Here is a 23,391-nt window from a genome sequence, read left to right as displayed (position 1 = left end):
ATCAAAAACCTGGTTTGAAATAAAAAGAGGGATAACGTAATAATATGTAAATATTACGCTAGCGCAGATTATAGTTTTGAAATCACTCTGGTTCCAGCGTAAAACCAGAAATCTATTTGTTTTTTATCAAAAACAGTCGGAAATCGCATGTAAAAAATGGAAAGCCAAATGACTCTCCATTTAAATCAGCAAATAATTCAACGTATTATTTTACTGCAATTACACTGCGCGGAAAGAAATTTCCGTTGGGATTGCATCGCCATCCCAATACATTTGAGCTGAAACTGTTGACGCGATTTCGCGATAAATATCAGCAAACTCGCCTTCAGGATCACGCATCACTGTTGGTTGTCCGCGGTCTAAGTCTTCACGTAAAGAGATATGAAGAGGAACTTGACCTAATAGTTCGCAATGATACTTCTCAGCCAATTTCGCCGCACCACCTGTACCAAAGATAGGTTCAAGGTGACCACAGTTGCTACAAATATGTGCGCTCATGTTTTCAATAATACCTAATACAGGCACATTGACTTTCTTAAACATGACGATCCCTTTCATCGCATCCACCAGAGCAATATCTTGTGGTGTTGTTACTACAACAGCAGCGGTTACTGGGATGTTTTGAGATAAGGTTAATTGAATATCACCTGTTCCCGGCGGCATATCGATAACCAGATAATCCAAGTCAGGCCACAGCGTATCTTGGAGCATTTGCATTAATGCTTTGCTCGCCATAGGACCACGCCATACCATCGCATTATCATCAGTGACTAAATAACCGATAGAGTTAGACGCTAAACCATAAGCCATAATTGGCGCCATATGTTGTCCATCAGGAGACGTTGGACGCTCCATTGTGGTACCCAACATATTAGGAATAGACGGGCCATAAATATCAGCATCAAGAATACCTACTTTAGCGCCTTCTTGTGCAAGTGCTAATGCAAGGTTCACTGCTGTACTTGATTTACCTACGCCACCTTTACCAGAGCTCACTGCAAGAATATTACGAACACCATTAACACCAGGCAGATCATTTGCACGACGTAAGGTTGAAATATTGTGCTTGAGTTTCCATTCAATGGCTTTTGCGCCAGTGATGTTGCGAAGTTCAGCTGTTTTTTCTTCGATTAGGACTTGGAAAGGTTTTTTCCAAACAAACGGCATCACTAATTCGATATGAAGAACATCGTCAATCATCGCACATTGATGTAATGCTTTTAGAGAAAGCAGATTACGTTTCAATGTCGGGTGTTCAAAAGTAGACAAGACACCTGAAACTTTTTCGTTCAGAATCTCAGGGGTGGTCTGCTCGGGGGATTTATCACTCATCCCGGCTCCTCTCGTTTTCATTATTTATTAAATATATGAGTGCATCTATCATATCAGATAGTAGATGACTACGATAATGCCTTACCTCAATTTGCCAACTGAAATTTCTCTTGCAAAAACTCGATTATTGCCCTAGCGACATCATGACGGATCGGTTAACATCAAAGTCCCTTTTATTAATTTTATGGAAGTAAGATCCTTACTATGTCTCACGTCGCGAATAAATTATTGGTAACCTGCGCGTTACCTTATGCTAACGGTTCAATTCATCTCGGTCATATCCTTGAGCACATTCAGGCAGATATCTGGGTCCGTTATCAACGAATGCGCGGCAAAGAAGTTCATTTCATCTGCGCTGACGATGCTCACGGCACCCCAATTATGCTGAAAGCTCAACAACTGGGTATTACCCCAGAAGCAATGATTGAAGAAATGAGCAAAGAGCATCAGCAGGATTTTGCTGGCTTCAATATCAGTTATGACAATTATCACTCTACACACAGTGAAGAGAGTCGCCAATTATCGACTAAAATTTATCTTGCACTGAAAAAGAATGGTCACATCAAAAGCAAAACTATTTCTCAGCTTTATGATGAAGAAAAAGGCATGTTTTTGCCTGACCGCTTTGTAAAAGGCACTTGCCCTAAATGTAAAGCGCAAGACCAATATGGTGATAACTGTGAAGTTTGTGGCTCAACTTACAGCCCAACAGAATTAATTAATCCACGCTCTGTCGTATCAGGTTCAACACCTGTTATGCGTGAAACTGAACACTATTTCTTCGACTTACCTGCATTTAGCAACATGTTGCAAGAGTGGATACGCTCTGGTGCACTGCAAGAGCAAGTTGCGAATAAAATGCAAGAGTGGTTCGACAGCGGTTTACAACAGTGGGATATCACTCGTGACGCACCTTATTTCGGTTTCGAAATTCCAGATGCACCGGGTAAGTATTTCTATGTATGGTTAGATGCACCAATTGGCTACATGAGCTCTTTCTTAAACTTATGTGAAAAACGTGGTGATTTAAGTTTTGATGAGTTCTGGAATAAAGACAGCAAAGCTGAGCTTTATCACTTTATTGGTAAAGATATCGTCTATTTCCACAGCTTATTCTGGCCAGCAATGTTAGAAGGCAGCGAATATCGCAAACCAACAAACTTATTTGTTCATGGTTATGTCACAGTAAATGGTGCGAAGATGTCAAAATCTCGTGGCACCTTTATTACTGCTCGCGCTTATCTTGACCATTTTGATGCGGATTGCCTGCGTTATTACTATGCAGCAAAACTTTCATCACGCATTGATGATATTGACCTAAACTTAGAAGACTTTGTTCAACGTGTAAACAGCGACATTGTTAATAAAGTGGTTAACCTTGCATCACGTACAGCTGGTTTTATCAGCAAGCGTTTTGATGGCAAATTAGCTGATTCTTTAGATGATGCTAAACTTTATCAACACTTTGTTGATATGAAAGAAACTATCGCACAATCATTTGAAAATCGTGAATTTGGTAAAGCTGTTCGTGAAATTATGGCATTAGCAGACGAAGCTAACCGCTATATCGACGAAAAAGCGCCTTGGGTAGTGGCAAAACAAGAAGGTCAAGATGCTCAGTTACAAGCAATCTGTACTATGGGGATCAACTTATTCCGCGTACTAATGACTTATCTGAAACCGGTATTACCTTCACTGACAGAGCGCTCAGAAGCCTTTTTACAAACCCAATTAACATGGGATGCACTTGAACAACCACTATTAGGCCAAGAGATCACTAAATTCAAAGCGTTGTTTAACCGTATTGAGATGGATAAAGCCAATGCAATGGTTGAAGCCTCAAAAAGCACCATTGCACCGGTAAAAGAAGTGACGGGTCCATTAGCAGATTCACCGATCCAAGAAACCATCAACTTTGATGATTTTGCGAAAATCGATATGCGTATCGCTGAAATTAAACAAGCCGATTTTGTTGAAGGTTCAGACAAACTGCTGAAATTAATTTTGGACTTAGGTGGCAAAACTCGCCAAGTATTCTCAGGTATTCGTACTGCATACCCAGATCCTAAAGTGTTAGAAGGTCGCTTAACGGTAATGGTGGCAAACTTAGCACCTCGTAAAATGCGTTTTGGTATTTCAGAAGGCATGGTAATGGCAGCAGGCCCTGGCGATAAAGATATCTTCTTACTCAGCCCAGATTCTGGTGCAAAACCGGGTCAGCAAGTGAAATAACAACCAAGATTCATTTGCCAAGTAAATAAATGGCGGGGTTCTATTAGAACCCCGCTCTTTTTTTATTGTGATCCATAGCACACTTTCAAAATCGGTGTATGATAATTCTGTTAGTTGATTTGGGACACTTACTTATGAAATCTAAACGGGCACGATTGCAGATTACACTTTGGCATTATCTACGATCTTTTTTGGTACTTTATCTTTGTCTCTTTGCTGGTAATCTTATTTCAGCCCTTCTACCCTTTGCGGTTCCAGGCAGTATTGTTGGCTTACTGATCCTTTTTGGTTTACTTGCTTTCCAGCTTATCCCTTTGCGTTGGGTTAAACCCGGTGCCAATATCCTCTTAAAAAACATGTCATTACTCTTTATCCCTATCGGTGTTGGTGTAATGAACTATTATGATTTGTTAAATCAGCAACTTTTTCCCATCGTTCTAGCCTGCGTAGTGAGTACCTTTGGTGTTATGGCACTCGTTGCATATTGCTCACACTACGTTCATCGTGAGCGCGTTATCGTGGGTTCGAAACCAGACCAAGTTGAAGATATTGTGGAAACAAAAGAGAAAGACGACGATAAAGCGTTAAGTGAGAAGAAAAAATGTTAGCCATGTTGATGAATATTTGGTGGTCACTTCCTTTAAGTATTTTTATTTTTTACTTAGCTCGTAAACTTGCAGCTCGATTTAAATTACCTATTTTAAATCCGCTTTTAATTGCGATTGTGGTGATTATCCCTATTTTATTGATAGCCAAGATACCTTACGAAAATTATTTTGCAGGTAGTCGTATTTTAAATGACTTATTACAACCTGCCGTTGTCGCTTTAGCTATACCGCTTTATCAGCAATTACACCAAATTCGCGCACAGTGGAAATCATTAATCAGTATTTGCTTTATTGGTAGTATTGCTGCGATGGTTAGTGGCACTGCCATTGCATTATGGGCAGGAGCAACACCTGAGATTGCTGCATCAATCTTACCTAAATCAGTGACAACACCTATTGCGATGGCTGTGGCAGACTCTATTGGGGGCATTCCTGCTATCAGTGCAGCATGTGTTATTGCCGTGGGTATTTTAGGGGCTATTTTTGGTCACTCGTTATTTAAAATACTACGTATTCCTACTCACGCCTCTCGTGGTTTAGCAATGGGTACGGTTTCTCACGCAGTCGGAACAGCAAGAGCTGCAGAAGTTGATTATATAGAAGGTGCTTACAGTTCATTGGCATTAATGACATGCGGGATTATTACATCCCTTACTGCACCATTTATCTTCCCTATTATTTTGCATCTTTATAGTTAATATTTTTTATACTCTACCTTTCAAATCCCCGATTTAATTAATTTTACTTCGGGGATTTTTGCTATAAATTTGAGATACATCTCTCAATTACTGAATTTGTTGCAATTGTTTCATTGAAAATATGATTCTCATCACATATAAGAATGGGTAAAGATGCCTAGAATCTTATAATACAGAAAGATTAATGGGAGACTCATGTATGCATACTCGTTTTCAGGCAGTTTGGTCAGATTTATCCCCTCAGTTACAACAAGCACTTGCTCCTTATCTTGAGCAGGATGAATTCCCTGCAATGTTTACGGCAGAGCAGGTCAATGCCATAAAAACACAGTTACAATGTAATGATGATACCTTAGCCCTAGCACTTTTACCCGTTGCTGCCGCTTGTGCTGTTGCACCAATCTCTAATTTTAAAGTTGGTGCAGTTGCGCGTGGTGAAAGTGGTAATCTCTACTTCGGTGCCAATATGGAATTTGCTGGCGCTCCACTACAACAAACTGTTCACGCTGAACAAAGTGCAGTGACTCATGCATGGTTACGTGGTGAATCTCGCTTGATCTCCGTCACCGTTAACTATACACCTTGTGGTCATTGTCGCCAGTTTATGAACGAATTGAACAGTGGCACCCATATTCAAATTCAGTTACCGGGTAGAAAAATGGCAACATTAGGTGATTATTTACCTGATAGCTTTGGCCCGAAAGATCTCAATATCACCTCTTTATTAATGGACAAAGTTAATCACGGTTACAAAATTGATAACCCTAGTGAATTAGCACAACAGGCGCTACAAGCCACTAATCGTAGCCATGCTCCTTATAGTGAGTCGCACAGTGGTATTGCCGTTCAAATGAAAGATGGCAAAATTTTCCAAGGTAGTTACGCAGAAAATGCCGCATTCAACCCAAGTTTACCGCCATTACAAGCTGCTTTAATTTTGTTAAATATGGCAGGTGAGAGTGTGATGGATATTGAATCTGCTGTCTTAATTGAAAAAGCAGAGACAATTTTAACGCAATGGGATGCAACACAAGCAACATTAACTGCTTTAGGTTGTCGCCAAATGCAACGCATCACTTTGTAAAAAGTTTTAACTTATTCCTCTAAAAATCTCTCCTAAAAAAGCATCAGCATGTAAATTTTGCTGATGCTTACCAGAAAAAGTTGTAACAACCGTATCTATCTCTCATTTCTAAGCATAAAAATCATAAAAAAATAACATAAGCTGTACATATTTTTATTATTTTGTAGGATCTACAATTGTCATGTGACTAACTGCCTTACAAGAGTATTTTTCATGGAACTGGAACACGAAAGTAAACGCCCTCTCTACATCCCGTATGCAGGTCCAATCCTGCTTGAATTTCCCCTGTTAAATAAAGGTAGTGCTTTCAGCGAAGAAGAACGCAGCACCTTTAACTTACATGGTTTACTGCCTGAAGCAGTTGAAACCATCGAAGAGCAGGTTGAACGCGCTTATCGCCAATATCTTGATTTCAAAAACGATAACGATAAACATATTTACCTACGAAATATCCAAGATACCAATGAAACCCTGTTTTACCGTCTATTGGAATCTCACCTAACTGAAATGATGCCAATCATTTACACACCAACAGTGGGTGAAGCTTGTGAACATTTCTCTGATATTTATCGTCGTGCTCGTGGTTTATTTATCTCTTACCCTAACCGCGCCAATATCGACGATATGCTACAAAACGCCACTAAACAGAACGTAAAAGTTATTGTTGTAACAGATGGCGAGCGTATTCTTGGTCTAGGTGACCAAGGTATCGGTGGTATGGGTATTCCTATCGGTAAACTCTCTTTATATACCGCGTGTGGTGGTATTAGCCCAGCGTACACACTGCCTGTTGTACTTGATGTTGGTACTAATAACCCACAACGTTTAAACGATCCTCTGTATATGGGATGGCGTCATCCTCGTATTACAGGTGATGAATATAACGAGTTTGTTGATGAGTTTATTCAAGCTGTTAAACGTCGCTGGCCAAATGTTTTACTGCAATTCGAAGATTTCGCACAAAAAAATGCGATGCCTTTATTAAACCGTTATCGTGATGAGCTATGTTGCTTTAACGATGATATTCAAGGTACAGCGTCTGTCACTTTAGGTAGCCTAATTGCAGCAAGCCGTGCTGCTGGCCGCCAATTAAAAGACCAAACTGTCACTTTCTTAGGTGCAGGCTCTGCGGGTTGTGGTATTGCTGAGCAAATCATTGCCCAAATGAAATCTGAAGGTTTAAGTGATGAGCAAGCGCGTGAACGTATCTTTATGGTTGACCGTTTTGGCTTATTAACAGACAAACTGCCAAATCTACTTGATTTCCAAAGCAAACTTATCCAAAAAAGTGAAACCATTGCTGATTGGGAAACCGAAAGCGATGCGATTTCACTGTTAGAAGTGGTTAAGAATGCAAAACCAACTATTTTGATTGGTGTTTCAGGACAAGCAGGTTTATTCACTGAAGAAATTATTCGTGAAATGCACAAACACTGTGAACGCCCTATCGTAATGCCATTATCTAACCCAACTTCTCGTGTAGAAGCGCGTCCTGAAGATATTATCAACTGGACTGATGGACAAGCTTTAGTCGCAACGGGTAGCCCATTTGCACCAGTTAAATACAAAGATAAAGAGTATCCAATTGCACAATGCAACAACTCTTATATCTTCCCAGGTATTGGACTAGGTGTTATCGCATGTGGTGCAAAACGTGTTACTGATGCCATGTTAATGGTTGCAAGTCGTGCATTAGCAGATTGCTCACCAATGGCAAAAGATGGTGATGGTTCTCTGTTACCTTTACTGGCTGATATTCAGCAAGTTTCGCGTTATATCGCAAAACAAGTTGCAAAAGAAGCTCAAGTACAAGGTGTTGCTACCGTAACTTCTGATTCAGCATTAGAAGAAGCGATTGAACGTAACTATTGGTCACCAGAGTACCGTATTTACAAAAGAACCTCGTTCTAAGTAGCTTGAAACACTAAGTACCATTCTGAAAAGCGCGTCATTACTTAATATGAGGCGCTTTTTTCTTGCTTCCCTATCTCTGCTCAAGTAGCCTTAAGCATTATGAAAGTCATTCGTTATTTGCGTCATTAAGGCAAGGAAATGCTAAAACGCCTCATTTATCTCTTTCTCACACTTTTTATTCTGCTTGCTGTCACTTTGATTGCCTGCGATCGCTGGATCGGCTGGAAAACCAATCCTTATATCTTTGAAGATGTGGATACGTTACCTGCTAAAAAAGTGGGCATGGTGTTAGGCACATCGAAGTACTATACCAGCGGTTATATAAATCAGTTTTATCAATACCGCATTCAAGGCGCTGTTAATGCTTATAATAGTGGCAAAATTCAGTATTTATTACTCAGCGGTGATAATGCAAAACATAGCTACAATGAGCCCAATACCATGCGTAAAGATCTCATTAAAGCAGGTATTCCAGCATCTCGTATTGTGATGGATTTCGCAGGCTTCAGAACACTTGATTCAGTAGTACGGACAAAAGAGGTATTTGGTACAGATGGATTTACCATTATCACTCAGCGTTTTCACTGTGAACGTGCCGTTTTTATCGCATTAGAAAAAGGAATTGACGCACAATGCTTTGCGGTTGCATCCCCTAAAAGCATGTTTAAAGTACGTGTACGGGAAGTATTTGCCAGAGCAGGTGCAATGATTGATGTATATATTCTAAACCGTGAACCACGCTTTTTAGGACCGCCAGAAACTATTCCTGCAATGCAATCTATTCCTGAAGGCATTAAAGGTTATCCTGCGGTTTCACCAGAGGAAGTCGAATCGCTTCCTCTGAATGAAAATAATCATGAAAAAACCTAAAAGAATTGTGCTAATTTTGAGGCTGATTTACGCCAAATCCATTCTATTGGCCCTTGTGGAAAATAACGTAACCAAATCATTGCAAAAGCAATATTGATTGCCCAAATAGCGACAACAAAAGGCATCAATTCAGGTAGAGTAAATTGATTAAATAGCCCCATACGCTGAAATAAATAAATACCGATAAGGCTTTGCATTAAATAGGTTGTTAACGCCATTTTGCCGACACAGCGTAAAGCATAAGCAAGAGAAGAGTGTTGGATAATATCCCAACTCCAATAAAACAGCGCAATATACCCCAAACTTTGCATTACTTGGATCAACATGGTTAAAGGTTGTGCCAAAATAGCCGCCCAGCGATAATCCCAATCAAGGTAATAATCCACCAGCACAATAGCTGTTTGTAAGCTTAAACTGATTGAAAGGAAATAAAGTGCCACATAGCCATAATGAGTACGGCTAAATTTCTGCTGTAACCAACCTGACGCCATTAACGCAGAGCCCATCAACATCGCACCGAACAAAAACCAACTGTATTGACGTACTAGATTAAAAACAAAAAGACTTAGCTCATTCAAACGATAATAAACACTATTTAAATAAGGCCCTGTTTTCCAATCTGATTCAGCCAATTGAGAATATGGCGTGCTGTACCAAACGGTATCAATAAAGTCACGATAATAGTAAAACAACGCACCTAAAATAAATGCGCCACAAAAATAGAGTATTGCTCCCAATATAAACTGCTGTTTTGTCGCTATTGATTTAATAAACGCAAAAACAAATAAACCACATATACTATATGGAAATAAAATATCACCTTCCCAAATAAATAATGTGTGAATAAGGCCAATCAATGCCAGCACAACTAACCGCGATATATTAAAACGCGTTCCTTTATATAAAAGGAGATAAAGCGTACCACCAAATAGCAACGCAAAAATAAAGAGGAATTTTCCTTGAGCAAACAGATTTAATGCCATCCATGTTATACGATCACCAAAAGAGGCTTCTCCCGAATGTAATGGGTTAAATGAAGCCACTCTTAATAATGCAAAACCTGAAATATTGAGCAATAAAATGCCAAGGATCGCCATTCCTCTCAACGCATCGAGAGCTTCGATACGTTGACGAGACGATTCATTCATTTTTATTTAAAAATCTCAAAGATGACGAACAGCGCGCAAAAATTCCTGACGCGTATTTTGACTAGATTTAAATAACCCACCTAATGAAGTGGTGGTGGTTGCACTAGTTGCATCACGAATACCACGAGCTTTAACACAATAGTGAACCGCATCAATAGAAACAGCCACATTTTTTGTGCCTAGTAACGTTTGTAATGCGATAAGAATTTGCTGTGTTAAGCGTTCTTGAACTTGAGGGCGTTGAGCGAAGAATTGCACAATACGATTGATTTTAGATAATCCAATCACTTTATCTTTCGGGATATAAGCCACAATCGCTTTACCATCAATAGTGACAAAGTGATGTTCGCAAGTACTTGTTAATGTGATATCTCGCACTGTCACCATTTCATCAACTTGCATTTTATTTTCAATTAGCGTGATTTTTGGGAAGTTGTGGTAATCCAGCCCTGAGAAAATTTCATCAACATACATTTTTGCGATACGACGAGGTGTTTCAGCTAAACTATCGTCACTTAAATCCAGATTTAACAGCTTCATCACTTCTGTCATATGATGTTCAATTTGCTGTTTACTCTCACTTGGAGAGAGTTTTGGTTCACGAAGAGGCGTTTCCAAACCGCGTTCAACTAACGCAGCATGCACCCATTGCGCCTCTTTACTTAATGATGACATTGGACTCTCCGATAAACACATTAATTAAGTAGCTGTTATCGCACTTAGCAACAACAACCTACACTTTAGATGACCTCAATCACATTATCCAGCGATACCGCATTTTTCGTTATGAAATTATTGCATTTTTGTATGAGCTACTTTTAGTTTACTGATGTTCTTTTTCTTTTAAGCACACTAGAAAACCACCGATTATCAACACAATAAAAGCAACATAAAGTGCAGGTTCTAATTTCCCTGTTAATGCGGTTGAAAGTGAAGAAATTACAGGACCAACTAATTGTCCGATGGCATAAAAAGTGGTAAGTAAACCCGCCATATAACGCCCATGATCCGGAGCTAGTTCTCTGCCTCGTAAAAAAGCAAGTTGTACAGCGCACATAAGACCGCCACCAATTAAGAAAGCGCCAATCGCAAGCCCTGTTATCGTTGGAACCCATTCTGCAATCAAAATACCTAATGCTTGTAACCAAAGCGTAATGGCTAGGCGTAACTGCGTGTTTAGTATGTTACGCGTTAAAATAGCGATCCCAATACACAATGCAGCTGAAGCACCAAAAACAGGCCAAACAAATTGCGCGATCAAGCTACCCGGAAAGCGTTCTGCCGCCATTTGAGAAAGAAATGTGGCAGGTAAAATATAGCCAAATCCGGCGAAGGTATAACCCCAAATCAACTTTTTCATCGCTGGTGTGAGCGTTAAAGGTGCAACTTTTACTTCTTCTCTGCTCATTTTCCACGGTTTTGGAAGATGGTAGCTCACATATATGGCACAAATAAAAGCAAGAGAGCCGTAAATTAACCATCCCGTCGTCGCGCTGATTTGCCATTTCATAATTAGCACAGCGAGAATACCACTAATAAATATACCGGCACCCGTTCCTGCATAAACAGCCACACTTAATGCAGGCCGATTAAGACGAGCCAGTAACTCGTTAGCCCATGAAGCCACCAGCACTAACGTCCAACCACTTGCCCAGCCAATAAAAAAGCGCGCAATACTATGTGTAAAAGCATCATTTAAAAAAGCAGACAACAGAGTGATTATCACCGCACCCCAAAGACCCGCCCATAAACGATATCCCACACCTTTAACGGCTTTCATCGCATCATAAGATCCCGCGAGGTAACCAAGGTAATTAAATGCAGCGACAATACCTGCACTTGTTAGCGTTAATTGATATTCTGCAATCATCAACGGCACTTGAGGTGTAAATGTAAAGCGCCCTATCCCCATTGCAACCACTAAAGCAAGAAACCCACTAAAAGCAATATGAAAAGCTTGTGCTGAATGACTTTGGTGATTTGAAGTATTCATGGATATCCATTATTTTGTTTTATCATTTTAATGTGCTGTCCATTAATAACAGAACAAGTAACACATTAACCTCAGACAGTTAACATTTTTGCAATAAAAAGTTTCATTTCTTTCTATTCACAAGATGATCTCTGACATGATGATGTTCATCGTGATAGATTAGTATCATGAAATAAAACAGAACATTTCGATAGATCTTGGAGTATATGATGAGTCAATGTCACGTTAGCGGTTTATTATCTCTTGATGAAGCGCTAGAAAAACTACTTGAAAAACCGCTGGCAATTACCAATACCCTTAACATTCCATTAAATAACGCCGCAGATTATATTCTAAGTGAAGACATTACATCTCCACTGAATGTTCCGCCTTTTGATAATTCGGCAATGGATGGTTATGGACTTCGTTACGCTGACTTAGAAGCTCAAACTCCACTTCCTGTTGCAGGTAAATCGTTCGCCGGTATCCCTTTTGAGGGAGAACTCCCTGCTGGGCAATGTGTACGCATTATGACAGGGGCAATGGTTCCTGCTGGTGTTGATACTGTCATAATGCAAGAAGAAGCTGAAGTGACTGAAAATGGTGTTCGTTTTCCACACCCAGCTAAGAAAGGCCAGAACATTCGCCGTATTGGTGAAGATATTAAAGAAAACGATATTGTATTACCTGCTGGCACTAAACTTTCAACAGCACAATTACCTTTAATCGCCTCTTTAGGTGTGGCAACGGTACAAGTTTATCGTCGTTTAAAAGTAGCTGTTTTCTCTACGGGTGATGAATTACAAACTATCGGCCAGCCATTAAAAGCGGGTCAAATTTATGATACCAACCGTTTTGCAGTACGTTTAATGCTTGAAAAACTAGGATGTGAAGTCTTAGATTTAGGCGTTATTCCTGATTCACCAGAAAAACTACGTGAAACCTTTAAAAAGGCGGATCAAGAAGCAGATTTAGTGATCAGCAGTGGTGGTGTTTCTGTGGGTGAAGCCGATTACACCAAACAAATTCTTGATGAAATTGGTGAAATTGGTTTTTGGAAACTTGCCATTAAACCGGGAAAACCTTTTGCCTTTGGTCGATTACATAATGCATGGTTCTGCGGTTTACCGGGTAACCCAGTGTCAGCAACCGTGACATTCTATCAATTGGTTCAGCCTTTAATTGCTCGTCTATCAGGTTTTAGTCATTGGAAAGCACCGCAACGTTTCCAAGCCATTGCTCAATCATCATTGAAAAAATCAGCAGGTCGCCTTGATTTTCAACGTGGTATTGCAAGTATTAATGCCGAAGGTGTATGGCAAGTAGACACAAGTGGTCATCAAGGCTCACACGTTTATAGCTCCTTTAGTGTCGCTAATTGCTTTATCGTTTTAGAGCGTGAACGCGGTAAAGTCGCAGCTGGCGAAACTGTGACTATTGAGCTATTTAATTCTCTATTAAAAAGTGAATAGCCTTTATGAGTATTGAATTAACCGATGAAGAAATGCTGCGCTACAATCGCCAGATTGTATTAAGAGGTTTTGATTTTGATGGTCAAGAGGCACTGAAAAGTGCTTCTGTATTGATTGTTGGCGCAGGTGGCTTAGGATGTAGTGCCTCGCAATATCTTACAGCCGCAGGTGTGGGAAAACTCACATTATTAGATTTTGATACGGTTTCCCTTTCTAATCTTCAGCGCCAAATTCTTCATCGCGACGCCACAATTGGTCAACCTAAAGTGCTATCTGCAAAAGCGACATTAGAAGCCATTAATCCTCATGTCACGATAGAAACCGTCGATGCATTACTTGAAGATGAGGCTTTAGCAGAGCTTATTAGCCAACATAGTATTGTTATGGATTGTACTGATAATGTGACAGTACGTGAGCAACTTAATCGTCTCTGCTTTCATCAGAAAAAGCCTCTCGTTTCTGGTGCCGCTATTCGGATGGAAGGTCAAATCAGTGTATTCACCTACCAAGATGATGAGCCTTGCTATCGCTGTTTAAGCCATCTTTTTGGTGATAATGCGTTAAGTTGTGTTGAAGCGGGTATAATGGCACCTGTAGTCGGTACAATTGGCACATTACAAGCAGTTGAAGCCATTAAATTACTCACCGGCTATGGTGAAAATTTACATGGTAAGGTATTAATGTTTGATGCAATGCGTATGCAATTTCGCGAATTCAAATTACCTAAAAATCCACATTGTGAAGTGTGTTCTGCCAATTCACCCGATAACTAACTGCTTTCTATCCTAGATAAGGTAAGTCTAACTTCTTTAAACTTACCTTATCACCTTTCGAAGAGAGAGGTATTAATCTGTTTTTTAAGCATTTTAATTACCCTCTAAGTCGTATTTTTCGTTAAGTTGATGTAACAAGCTTGTAGTATTCACTCTAATTTAATTCTACTATGACCGCCCGCGTCAAAACGCAACAGGATGCCCTATAAGCAGAATAATCATTTAAGCACGCGTTTTATGTGCTAAAAAAGCAATACAAGGTAGAAGAATGACATTTCAAATTGCAGACACTCTCTATTACAACGGACTTATTTATACCGCTGATCATAATAACAATATTGTTGATGCTATCGCGATCAGCCAAGGTGTAATTATTGCTTCAGGTAAAAAAGAGGTGTTACTTTCTTACTGTAATGAAAATACTGAACAAATTGATTTACAGGAAAGAATGGTCATGCCGGGCATTATTGATGCGCATATGCACCCATTTTGGGGAGGCGCAACATTAGCGGGTTGCCATCTTGATTATCAATCGCTCTCTATCGATGACATTTTATTGCGTATTCAGAAATACCTTGATGAAAACTTTATTGATGGTGATACCGAATGGTTAAAAGTCTCCGCATGGTATCGTGAAGGTATGCAACCTGAAGGCGTGCAAATGACACGTTATCACCTTGATACCTTAAATACGACTCGCCCTATTTTGCTCTTTTCTAGTGATTGTCATAGTGTTCTTGCCAATTCTCGTGCTTTAGAATTGTTAAATATCACCGCTGAAACACCTGATCCGCCGGATGGAAACATTGAACGTGATGGTGATAGAACCCCTATTGGTATTCTTGAAGATGCACCAGCAATGCAAGCCATTGACAGCCTACCTCCACTGACTGAAGCACAAAACCTACAAATAGCCCGTCATGTTCAAAAATTATTAAATGAACAAGGCGTAACCACCATAATGGATGCACGTGTAGGCGAGCCTCAATTACGCGCCTTTAATACGTTAAGAAGAGCTGGAAAACTGACTCTTCGCGTAGAGAATGCCGTCGAAATCACGCCGGATGATGTACCTTGTATTGAAGATATTCCAAACGCTGTACATCATGCTGCTACTCGTTTTTCACAGTGGCATCAAATCAGCGATGGAGCTCAACCTAGTGTTGCGATCCGCCATATCAAACTTTTCCTTGATGGTGTATTACAAGCGCCGATTATGACAGCCCGTTTACACTCGCCTTATCGTATCAATGTTGGCACCGATGACACGCCACACTGGCAAGACTCTGAACATATTGGCGATCTCTATTTCTCACCTGAAATTTTAACGCCGTTAGTCACAGAAATTGCCCGTGCAGGTTATCACCCTCATATTCATACTGTTGCTGAAGGTGCAATTAGCACGGCACTTGATGCTATTAGTGCAATGCGTAAAGCCCTACCTGAAAAAGATATAAGACCGGGGCTTGCACATAATGAATTGATGTGTGAAAAAGATTATGTGCGTTTTGCACAACTAAAAACCTACCCTTTTCTCTCCTTCCAATGGGCGGCAGCAGAACAGAGCAATATCGAAAAAGATATTGAAATGCTGGGTAAATCTCGCTGTGATTATTTAGAAACTGCTGGCAAGTTTATTGATGCGGGCGTTACTGTTGCTTTTGGTAGCGATTGGCCGATTGACCCACTTAATGAATGGTACGATTTTAAAGTCGCAATGACTCGTCAAAAAGATGCAAAAAGCCCTCGTCTTGATAATGATCGTAACCTTACGTTAATTGAAGTCCTACGCGCAGCCACTATTAATGCCGCTCAGGCATTGGATATGGATAGACAAATTGGATCATTAGAAGTCGGAAAATTTGCCGATTTTATTGTATTAGATCGAAACCTGTTTGAAATATCGGCAGAAGATGTTGAAAATGTCAGGGTATTGTGTACGATCATTGCGGGGAAACCCACAATTTAGCTGAATAATATAATTAATAAACCCGCTTTAAGCGGGTTTATTTTTATCTATGCACTTAATTCTATGCACTTAATCCTATAAAAATTAACGTAAACTTAGCCTGCTATAAAGCAATCCCCATTACTGTGCTCACTTCTTTTAATCCTTCACGCTCGTAAAAACGTTTAGCTGCACCATTTTCAGCTAATACAGATAACTCAAGATGCGTCATTTTCTCTGATTTAGCCCACTCTTTCATTGCTGTTAATAATAAACTGCCAGCGCCTTGGCTGCGTACAGAAGGATCGACAACAATATCGTAAATATAAGCATATTTACGCTGAACTAAGCAGTTAAACATTGGTGTTTCTTGGATTTGCGCCATGCTAAATCCAACTACTTTACCGTCTAAGTCCGCCACTAAAAGATGAAACTTATTATTTTTTATTCCATTAATAATAAAAGCTTCATCTTGCTTACCCGGCTTTAATCGATCGGGTTGTAAATTCGCCATTTCATTAAATAAATAAGTGTAAAGCGTATTAATTTCTTCTACATCAGACAAAATTGCTTTTCTTATTATTATCATTTTTTACCTTTATTTGTTGTAGGTTTTTACAGGAGGTGCGGTGTACGTTTCAAATTTATCTAAAAGTTGAATAGGACATTGTTCCACAATCGCCATATTCCGGTATTTTTCATGTAAGAATTGTTCATCAGCCATTTTATCAATCATCATTAATAATGGAGAATAGAACTGATTGATATTAAGTAAGCCTAGTGGTTTTTGATGTAACCCAATTTGGCTCCATGTAAAGACTTCACTAAACTCCTCTAATGTACCAAAGCCACCGGGTAAAGCGACAAAACCTTCAGCTAATTCAATCATTTTGCTTTTACGCTGATGCATTGTTTCAACAACATGTAGTTCAGTCAGATTTTTATGTGAAATTTCACGCCCTTCTAACAGCGTAGGAATAACACCAATTACCTTTCCACCTTCGGCTAATACAGTATCGGCGAGTGTTCCCATAATACCGACACTTGCACCACCATAAATTAAGGTAATATTACGTTTAACCAGCTCTTTGGCAAAAATAATTGCTTGTTCTTTATAAATAGGTGAAGCCCCTAAACTAGAACCACAATACACTGCGATAGATTTTATTTTACTCATTTTTTATTCTCTTTTAGCTAGTTAAAACGAGCTTGGAATTATACTGAAGGTACTTTTAATAAAAAAGGTTAAAAAAAGTGTTTTTACGCTTTTTATCGCACATATATATTTAATCATTATTAACCCTTATATTTATAAGAGGCTATTTTTTATTTTATTAAAAATAAACTAATTTATATTTAAGCTAATTTAGCTCAATCAAATTAAAATAAAAATATTTATTAAGGAATAACTATATTAAAGCAGGTGATTTTATTTTATATTATGCGATCCTTTGTTATCAGCTAACAGAGAACACATACGATTGATTATTGACGAGGTTTTATAGGATGTTGTCAGCCAGACACTCAGCTAAATTACAGGTGTTTTACCCTGTGCTTCTTTTGCTTCTCTCCATGCTTTCAATTCAAAGCGGCGCATCCCTTGCTAAAAGCCTATTTCCTGTTATTGGTGCCCCCGCTGTAACGGCGTTACGCCTGTTATTGGGTACTTTGATCCTCTTTTTTATTTTTAAACCGTGGCGACTTAAGTTTACTCGAGAATCGATTATGCCACTGTTTTTGTATGGTTTATCTTTAGGGATGATGAATTACCTTTTCTACCTCGCCCTTGAAACCATTCCTTTAGGCATTGCTGTCGCCCTTGAATTTACAGGCCCTTTAGCTGTTGCTATGTTTTCATCACGCAGAGCTATCGACTTTTTATGGATAATTTTAGTTATTGCTGGTTTAGGATTATTGCTACCTATTGGCGATAATATTCATGGGTTAGATCCTCTAGGTATCCTTTATGCACTGGGTGCTGGTGTGGGTTGGGCGTTATATATTGTATTCGGACAACGTGCAGGTAAAGGCTACGGCGCGGCAACGGTTTCTATTGGCTCGTTAGTTGCTGCCTTTATTTTCGTTCCTATTGGTATGTTACAGAGTAGTCCAGATATCATGTTTAGCTGGTCAATTTTACCTGTTGCATTAGCGATTGCGATTCTATCAACTGCTTTCCCCTATACTTTAGAAATGATTGCTCTCACACGTTTACCAGCTAAAACCTTCGGGACTTTAATGAGCTTAGAACCTTGTATGGGTGCTTTTATTGGTATTATTTTCTTGCATGAACATTTGACTTTAATTCAATGGGTTGCCTTAGCCTTTATTGTTTTAGCCTCTATTGGTTCAACGGCAACCATAAAAAGCAAAACCAAAATTGAAGAGGTTAAATAATTATTTAACCGTATTTATTCATAAGAAATAAATATTTATTTAAAAAGGGTCTTATGATCCTTTTTACTTATTAAATAATAACTTTACTTGCCTATCATTGCTATTTTGCACACTTTGTCTTACCCTAAATAGGTTATTTCGATAGATTAGATTTTTTTAATAGATGACCTATCAATTTAATAGTATCAATCGATAAGACTAACCATTAATAATTTACTATCATAATTAACAGAAATTAAGATATTGAGTTATTAATTATTTAGGGAGAACGATTATGAGTACTGCTAAATTAGTCAAATCCACACCTTCAACTCTGCTTTATACCCGTAATAACCTTGATGACAGCGTAAAACTACATGCTATCGAATTATTGCAACAGATGGTGACGCAGTTTATCGACTTATCTCTCATCACAAAACAAGCGCACTGGAATATGCGTGGCAGAAACTTTATTTCTGTCCATGAGATGGTTGACGGCTTCCGCGATACCATTAATCAGCATACCGATGAGTTTGCAGAGCGTGTTGTTCAATTAGGTGGCACTGTATTAGGCACCGCACAAGTGGTGAGTAAGAAAACACCATTAAAAGCTTATCCTCTGGATATTCATGATGTGCAAGATCACTTAAAAGCACTGGCTGATCGTTATGCGGTTGTTGCCAATGATATTCGTAAAGCCATTGACGAAGTTGAAGACGAAGATACCGCAGATATGTTTACTGCCGCATCGCGTGATCTTGATAAATTCTTATGGTTTATTGAAGCCAATATTGAGAATTAATCTGCATATAAAAACATGTTATTAATCGTGTTATTAATAATGAAAAAGGCTGTCATTTAAGGCAGCCTTTGTCTATTTTGCTATTGAGTTAAAATTTATAGACAACGCCAGCATTAACGCTAAAACCATTTCCTGGAAAAAGTAAGGCATCACTTTTCTTCACCGTTGGATTAGCTAACGTGCTTGCTGCATAGTGTTTATTCGTAATATTGTCTAGATTCAGGTAAGTCGACCACTGATTATCGTATTGATAATGCGTATTAAACCCTAATAACGCGTATGGCTTACTTTTTTGAATATTAAAATGATTACCATGATCAACAGCAACACTGGTTGGTGACCAATACACAGTGGGGCCAAATCTCAATCCATTTAATTGGTAATAAACTTCACCTGAAATAAGATTTCTAGGAACACCTGCAATATATTTCCGATTATATTCCCCACCCATAAAACGAAAATCATTATAAGTCCATGTTGCTCGATAAAGAATATCGCCCATTGGAAGTGGTTGAATTGCATTTAAACCTAGCTCTACACCTTGGTGACGTGTTTTCGCTGGATAATTATAAACATCAACAATATTCCCATCTGTATCATGTGAAGTGATATATTCATCTTTAATCAGGCTACGATAAATTACCGCACTCCAACTGATATTGTCAGTTAATTCCATATCACTACCTATCTCAAAACTGGTTGCTTTTTGAGGTGATAGCTTTAAAAGGTTCACTTTATTTAATGGTACCTTAGGATTAATAATATCATTAAAAGATGCAGGTTCATGGCTCATACTAACATTGGCAAATAAGCGAGTTTGGTAATTAGGATACCAAATAAGCCCAACTTTCGGCGTTAGAAAATTGAATGACTGATCAAGCTGATTATGACTAGAAAACAGATCTCTTTTTGCATGAGTCCCTTTTAAATCAAGGTTAACCAATACACTATTTGTAATATGTATTCCCGCTCCTAAAGATGCATAAATATTTTCAGCTCGACCATCGAATCGTCCTAACCAACCTTTAGGATTTTTTTCGATATCATCTTTCATTACCGAATGATCCCAAGCCAATGCGGTACGATAGCTAATAAGCTCTGTCTCTAATTTATAATTAAGCTGAGCCCCTTTAGTGTAATAATTTACAAATTGATAATGGCTAGGCGTTTTAAAATTATCGTGTGTTTGTGAATACCACCAGCCAAATTGGATATCGTGCGCACCACTGTTCCATGTCGATTTATTGGCTATACGTAATTGCTCAACATTTCTATGAGGATCTTTTTTCTTAATTGCAGGTAATACCGCTTTAGGATCATCCTCAAGCATTTGTGAGGTTGCAGGGCCTGGAACATCAAAACGTAAATCTGTCCAATTGATCCACGTTCTGTTTTCAAAATTACCTAATGTATAACCCAATGTTGAACGCATTGCTTTACGCTGAGAAGCTGAATGCTCACGATAACCATCATAGTGGTCATAGCTTAGGCTTATTCTGGCATCAATCGGATGATTTTCACTATCTCCGCCTAATGCCATTTGCATACCTTGGCGTCCAAAAGAGCCTTGCTCATAACGTAATTGATTATGGCTATCTTTTCCTGTGTAAGTAATAAAATCGAGCTCCCCCCCTAAATTATTACTTTGTAATTGAGTACTGTTAGCTCCCCGACGAATACTCACAAATTGCACATCGCGCACATCAATCAGACTGGAATGAAAACTGCCATCCGCTTCATTAAGCGGTAAACCATCTTGTAATAATAATATCCCTCTGGAAAGCGGTGCACTTTGAACACCTGATCCCCTAATACTTAAACGAGGTTGATCTAATCCGCCAAATAAACTTTGTATAACAACGCCGGGTTGGTTTTTTAATGCATCATTAAGTGTTAATAAACGATTTTTCTTATCTACGGTAATTAAATTTGTTCCGCCGGCAATATTACTTATTTTTTCAGCTTCAACATTATAAGTATGATTAGAGATATTCTCTGCTTTTGAACCACTCACAATTATACGTTCAGGTTTACTCTCATTCGATTGAGCATAATTAAATATTGTTGTTATCGAAAGCAAAGAAGATGAAATAAACCATAAGGTCTTTTTTAAAATAGGCATATTTATTGTTCTACTTATCGTTAATAAAAATGCCCAACGTTGAATTGGGCATTTAATACGTTAATGGTTGGCTTCATCATGTTCGATAATACGGAAATTCTCACAGATAAATAAATATGCAAGAACACCCATCGCAACAAGACCAATAGTGATAGTTAATTCTGGTAATGATGGCCAATAAGATACACCCGTTGATGTAACCATACCTGTCACCACAACGTTATAGCGATTTAAAATAACGCCAGAAGCCACTAGTGCACCAAATGTAACCAACCAACGACGACGTTTTATTAATGGAGAAAAGCAGATAATCAGTGGAACAATAACGCCAAAACCGACTTCAATCCAAAAGAATAAAGATTCAAAACTGCCTTCAAAAAGGTAACTCACTTTACCTTCAGCAATAATACTGCCAAATTTTAGAGCCAAATAAACAAGCATTGCATAACCTGAAATTCGAATTAATCCACTTAATACAGACATAGGAACTTTATGATTAAATGCTCTACCTGCTAATGCAGTTTCAACCGCTATCATTGCAGGGCCAACAAAAAATGACGATATTAAAAATTGAAAGAAGATAATTGGCGACCACCACAATGGATGTAATTTATCTACCATTAATAAATAAAGCGCCCCGAGTGATGATTGATGCATCGATGGAATAGCAATACCAATCACCAATAATACAGGTAATATTTTGCGGAAAAATTGATGGTATTTACGCCCGATACGCTCAGTTGCGACTTCGCCAAATTCAATTAATTGCACACTGGTATAAACAGAAACACAAATAAAGACTTCAAAAAGCACTGAACTATGCCCTTGAGAAACTAATGGACGCCAAAAATTCCACCACTGCCCAATATCAAGGAAAAGCCCTACCATCACCAATAAATAACCAATTAATGAGGTTAATGCAGCACTGCGCGCAATACTTGAAAATTGTTCTTGTTTAAAAACATAAACAATCAATGCAGTACCATATCCCCCACCGGCCAACGCCACACCACACATCACGTCAAACGAGATCCAAAGACCCCAAGGCCACTCATCATTAAGATTGGTTACTAATCCCAATCCAGTGACTAAACGAAATAAAATAAGTCCGACGGCAATCAAACTAATGACAACAAGTACCCAGCGTACAGGTGTCATAGGAAAACGCCACTTACCAAAGCTGGTCGTATTATCGATAACACTCATTCTGATCTCCTTGTTTCATCATCCTTGCCATTTTTCTTCTGTTCTTGATGTAATTGCTCATCGTGACTGACTCTATCTTTTCGGTGATTAAACATCGCGATACCGCCGAGGATCACCGCCCAAGTTGCTCCTGCAATTGGTGTATATTTCATAAAATCAGAAGTGTAAGAAGAGAGTGGTTTTTCAGTTAATCCTGTTTTAAATCCAAGATCTTTAAATGGCACATCAGAAATGTAGAGCCATTCCGTTCCTCCAACTTCCTTTTCACCATAAATGTGCTGAACATAATTAGGATTATTCGAAATAGTTTCTTTCGCTTTTTCTAATAAGGTTTCTCTATCACCAAAAACTAAAGCTTGAGTTGGACATACTGCGACACAAGCTGGAGATTGTCCTTCTTCAACACGAGAAGAACACATCATGCATTTAGTGACATAAGGAAGCGATTTTTCCCATTCATATTTAGGAATATCAAATGGGCATGCCACCATACAATAACGGCATCCCACACAGAGATCAGGATAGTAAACCACAGGTCCAGCTGGCGTTTTTTGAAATGCTTTTGCAAAACATGCCGAAGCACACGCAGGATCAATACAGTGGAAGCATTGCTCTTTAACGTAACGCCAAACCGCTTTATCTTCTTTTTCAACAGTAACTGTTTTTATCACCGTCCAGTTTTCATCTGCTAATTTTGCATTTTCGCCACTGGTAGGTTGTCTATCTTCTATCCATTTATTTTCGTTGTACATTTTACATGCAACTGTACAACTACCGCAGCCGATACACTTAGTAAGATCGACTAATACACCTTTAGACATAATGTGTTTCCTC

General features: G+C 38.8%; 20 protein-coding genes. 11 read left to right on the top strand and 9 right to left on the bottom strand.

The window, feature by feature from the left end; translation table 11 throughout:
- Positions 1–219: 219 nt before the first annotated feature.
- Positions 220–1,332 carry an iron-sulfur cluster carrier protein ApbC gene (gene apbC, locus EHE21_RS05930; RefSeq protein WP_075672537.1) on the bottom strand — a complete coding sequence of 371 codons (1,113 nt, stop codon included), beginning with the start codon at positions 1,330–1,332 and terminating at the stop codon, positions 220–222.
- Positions 1,333–1,536: 204 nt separating this feature from the next.
- Between apbC and metG the strand changes: the two genes are divergently transcribed.
- From metG to sanA, 6 genes are all read left to right on the top strand, one after another.
- Positions 1,537–3,564, top strand: a complete 2,028-nt coding sequence (gene metG / locus EHE21_RS05925; RefSeq protein WP_194952108.1) for a methionine--tRNA ligase — start codon at positions 1,537–1,539, stop codon at positions 3,562–3,564.
- Positions 3,565–3,698: 134 nt separating this feature from the next.
- Positions 3,699–4,172: a CidA/LrgA family protein gene (locus EHE21_RS05920; protein WP_194952107.1), complete on the top strand. Its 474-nt coding sequence runs from the start codon at positions 3,699–3,701 to the stop codon at positions 4,170–4,172.
- Between the two features lie 2 nt (positions 4,173–4,174).
- Complete coding sequence (locus EHE21_RS05915) at positions 4,175–4,870, top strand: CidB/LrgB family autolysis modulator (protein ID WP_102949522.1); 696 nt, start codon at positions 4,175–4,177, stop codon at positions 4,868–4,870.
- A 199-nt stretch (positions 4,871–5,069) separates the two neighbouring features.
- Positions 5,070–5,954, top strand: coding sequence for a cytidine deaminase (gene cdd, locus EHE21_RS05910; protein WP_194952106.1), 885 nt, complete (start codon positions 5,070–5,072; stop codon positions 5,952–5,954).
- Between the two features lie 213 nt (positions 5,955–6,167).
- The gene (locus EHE21_RS05905; protein ID WP_088493349.1) at positions 6,168–7,865 is read left to right on the top strand and encodes an NAD-dependent malic enzyme; all 1,698 of its coding nucleotides are present in this window, start codon (positions 6,168–6,170) and stop codon (positions 7,863–7,865) included.
- A 141-nt stretch (positions 7,866–8,006) separates the two neighbouring features.
- Positions 8,007–8,738 (top strand): outer membrane permeability protein SanA, encoded by a 732-nt coding sequence (gene sanA / locus EHE21_RS05900; RefSeq protein WP_088493350.1) that lies wholly within the window; start codon positions 8,007–8,009, stop codon positions 8,736–8,738.
- Here sanA and yeiB read toward each other — a convergent pair.
- The 3 genes from yeiB to EHE21_RS05885 all read right to left on the bottom strand — a co-directional run bounded on the left by yeiB (position 8,735) and on the right by EHE21_RS05885 (position 11,879).
- The gene (yeiB, locus tag EHE21_RS05895; RefSeq protein ID WP_194952105.1) at positions 8,735–9,886 is read right to left on the bottom strand and encodes a DUF418 domain-containing protein YeiB; all 1,152 of its coding nucleotides are present in this window, start codon (positions 9,884–9,886) and stop codon (positions 8,735–8,737) included. The two genes, sanA and yeiB, sit on opposite strands and share 4 nt — an antisense overlap.
- A 15-nt stretch (positions 9,887–9,901) precedes the next feature.
- On the bottom strand, positions 9,902–10,561 hold the full coding sequence (gene folE, locus EHE21_RS05890) for a GTP cyclohydrolase I FolE (RefSeq protein WP_023581251.1): 660 nt from the start codon (positions 10,559–10,561) through the stop codon (positions 9,902–9,904).
- A 148-nt stretch (positions 10,562–10,709) separates the two neighbouring features.
- A complete protein-coding gene (locus EHE21_RS05885; protein ID WP_194952104.1) occupies positions 10,710–11,879 on the bottom strand; it encodes a YbfB/YjiJ family MFS transporter in 1,170 nt (389 codons plus the stop codon).
- Positions 11,880–12,088: 209 nt separating this feature from the next.
- Here EHE21_RS05885 and moeA point away from each other — a divergent pair, with 209 nt between their 5' ends.
- From moeA to EHE21_RS05870, 3 genes are all read left to right on the top strand, one after another.
- Complete coding sequence (gene moeA, locus EHE21_RS05880) at positions 12,089–13,330, top strand: molybdopterin molybdotransferase MoeA (RefSeq protein WP_156734414.1); 1,242 nt, start codon at positions 12,089–12,091, stop codon at positions 13,328–13,330.
- A 5-nt stretch (positions 13,331–13,335) separates the two neighbouring features.
- The gene (gene moeB / locus EHE21_RS05875; RefSeq protein WP_194952103.1) at positions 13,336–14,103 is read left to right on the top strand and encodes a molybdopterin-synthase adenylyltransferase MoeB; all 768 of its coding nucleotides are present in this window, start codon (positions 13,336–13,338) and stop codon (positions 14,101–14,103) included.
- A gap of 268 nt (positions 14,104–14,371) precedes the next feature.
- Positions 14,372–16,072, top strand: a complete 1,701-nt coding sequence (locus EHE21_RS05870) for an amidohydrolase (protein ID WP_194952102.1) — start codon at positions 14,372–14,374, stop codon at positions 16,070–16,072.
- Positions 16,073–16,175: 103 nt separating this feature from the next.
- Here the strand turns inward: EHE21_RS05870 and EHE21_RS05865 are convergent, their stop codons facing one another.
- Together EHE21_RS05865 and EHE21_RS05860 are read right to left on the bottom strand one after the other, a co-directional pair.
- Positions 16,176–16,640, bottom strand: a complete 465-nt coding sequence (locus EHE21_RS05865) for a GNAT family N-acetyltransferase (protein WP_194952101.1) — start codon at positions 16,638–16,640, stop codon at positions 16,176–16,178.
- Positions 16,641–16,649: 9 nt separating this feature from the next.
- Positions 16,650–17,228, bottom strand: coding sequence for a TIGR00730 family Rossman fold protein (locus EHE21_RS05860; protein WP_088493357.1), 579 nt, complete (start codon positions 17,226–17,228; stop codon positions 16,650–16,652).
- Between the two features lie 329 nt (positions 17,229–17,557).
- Between EHE21_RS05860 and rhtA the strand changes: the two genes are divergently transcribed.
- The gene (gene rhtA, locus EHE21_RS05855) at positions 17,558–18,448 is read left to right on the top strand and encodes a threonine/homoserine exporter RhtA (RefSeq protein ID WP_088493358.1); all 891 of its coding nucleotides are present in this window, start codon (positions 17,558–17,560) and stop codon (positions 18,446–18,448) included.
- Between the two features lie 274 nt (positions 18,449–18,722).
- The gene (dps, locus tag EHE21_RS05850; protein ID WP_023581243.1) at positions 18,723–19,229 is read left to right on the top strand and encodes a DNA starvation/stationary phase protection protein Dps; all 507 of its coding nucleotides are present in this window, start codon (positions 18,723–18,725) and stop codon (positions 19,227–19,229) included.
- An 88-nt stretch (positions 19,230–19,317) separates the two neighbouring features.
- On the opposite strand, the gene EHE21_RS05845 is transcribed toward dps, so the two are convergent.
- Genes EHE21_RS05845 through EHE21_RS05835 form a run of 3 tightly spaced genes read right to left on the bottom strand, consistent with a single transcriptional unit; the run spans position 19,318 to position 23,378 of the window.
- Positions 19,318–21,351 (bottom strand): TonB-dependent receptor family protein, encoded by a 2,034-nt coding sequence (locus tag EHE21_RS05845; protein ID WP_194952100.1) that lies wholly within the window; start codon positions 21,349–21,351, stop codon positions 19,318–19,320.
- Positions 21,352–21,411: 60 nt separating this feature from the next.
- Positions 21,412–22,557 carry an NrfD/PsrC family molybdoenzyme membrane anchor subunit gene (nrfD, locus tag EHE21_RS05840; protein ID WP_194952099.1) on the bottom strand — a complete coding sequence of 382 codons (1,146 nt, stop codon included), beginning with the start codon at positions 22,555–22,557 and terminating at the stop codon, positions 21,412–21,414.
- Complete coding sequence (locus tag EHE21_RS05835) at positions 22,554–23,378, bottom strand: 4Fe-4S dicluster domain-containing protein (protein ID WP_194952098.1); 825 nt, start codon at positions 23,376–23,378, stop codon at positions 22,554–22,556. The genes nrfD and EHE21_RS05835 overlap by 4 nt, the downstream gene beginning before the upstream one ends.
- Positions 23,379–23,391 lie beyond the last annotated feature (13 nt).

This window comes from Proteus sp. GOKU (assembly GCF_015475555.1).
Taxonomy (GTDB): Bacteria; Pseudomonadota; Gammaproteobacteria; order Enterobacterales; family Enterobacteriaceae; genus Proteus; species Proteus mirabilis_B.
This window is presented reverse-complemented; position numbering and strand designations above follow the sequence as displayed.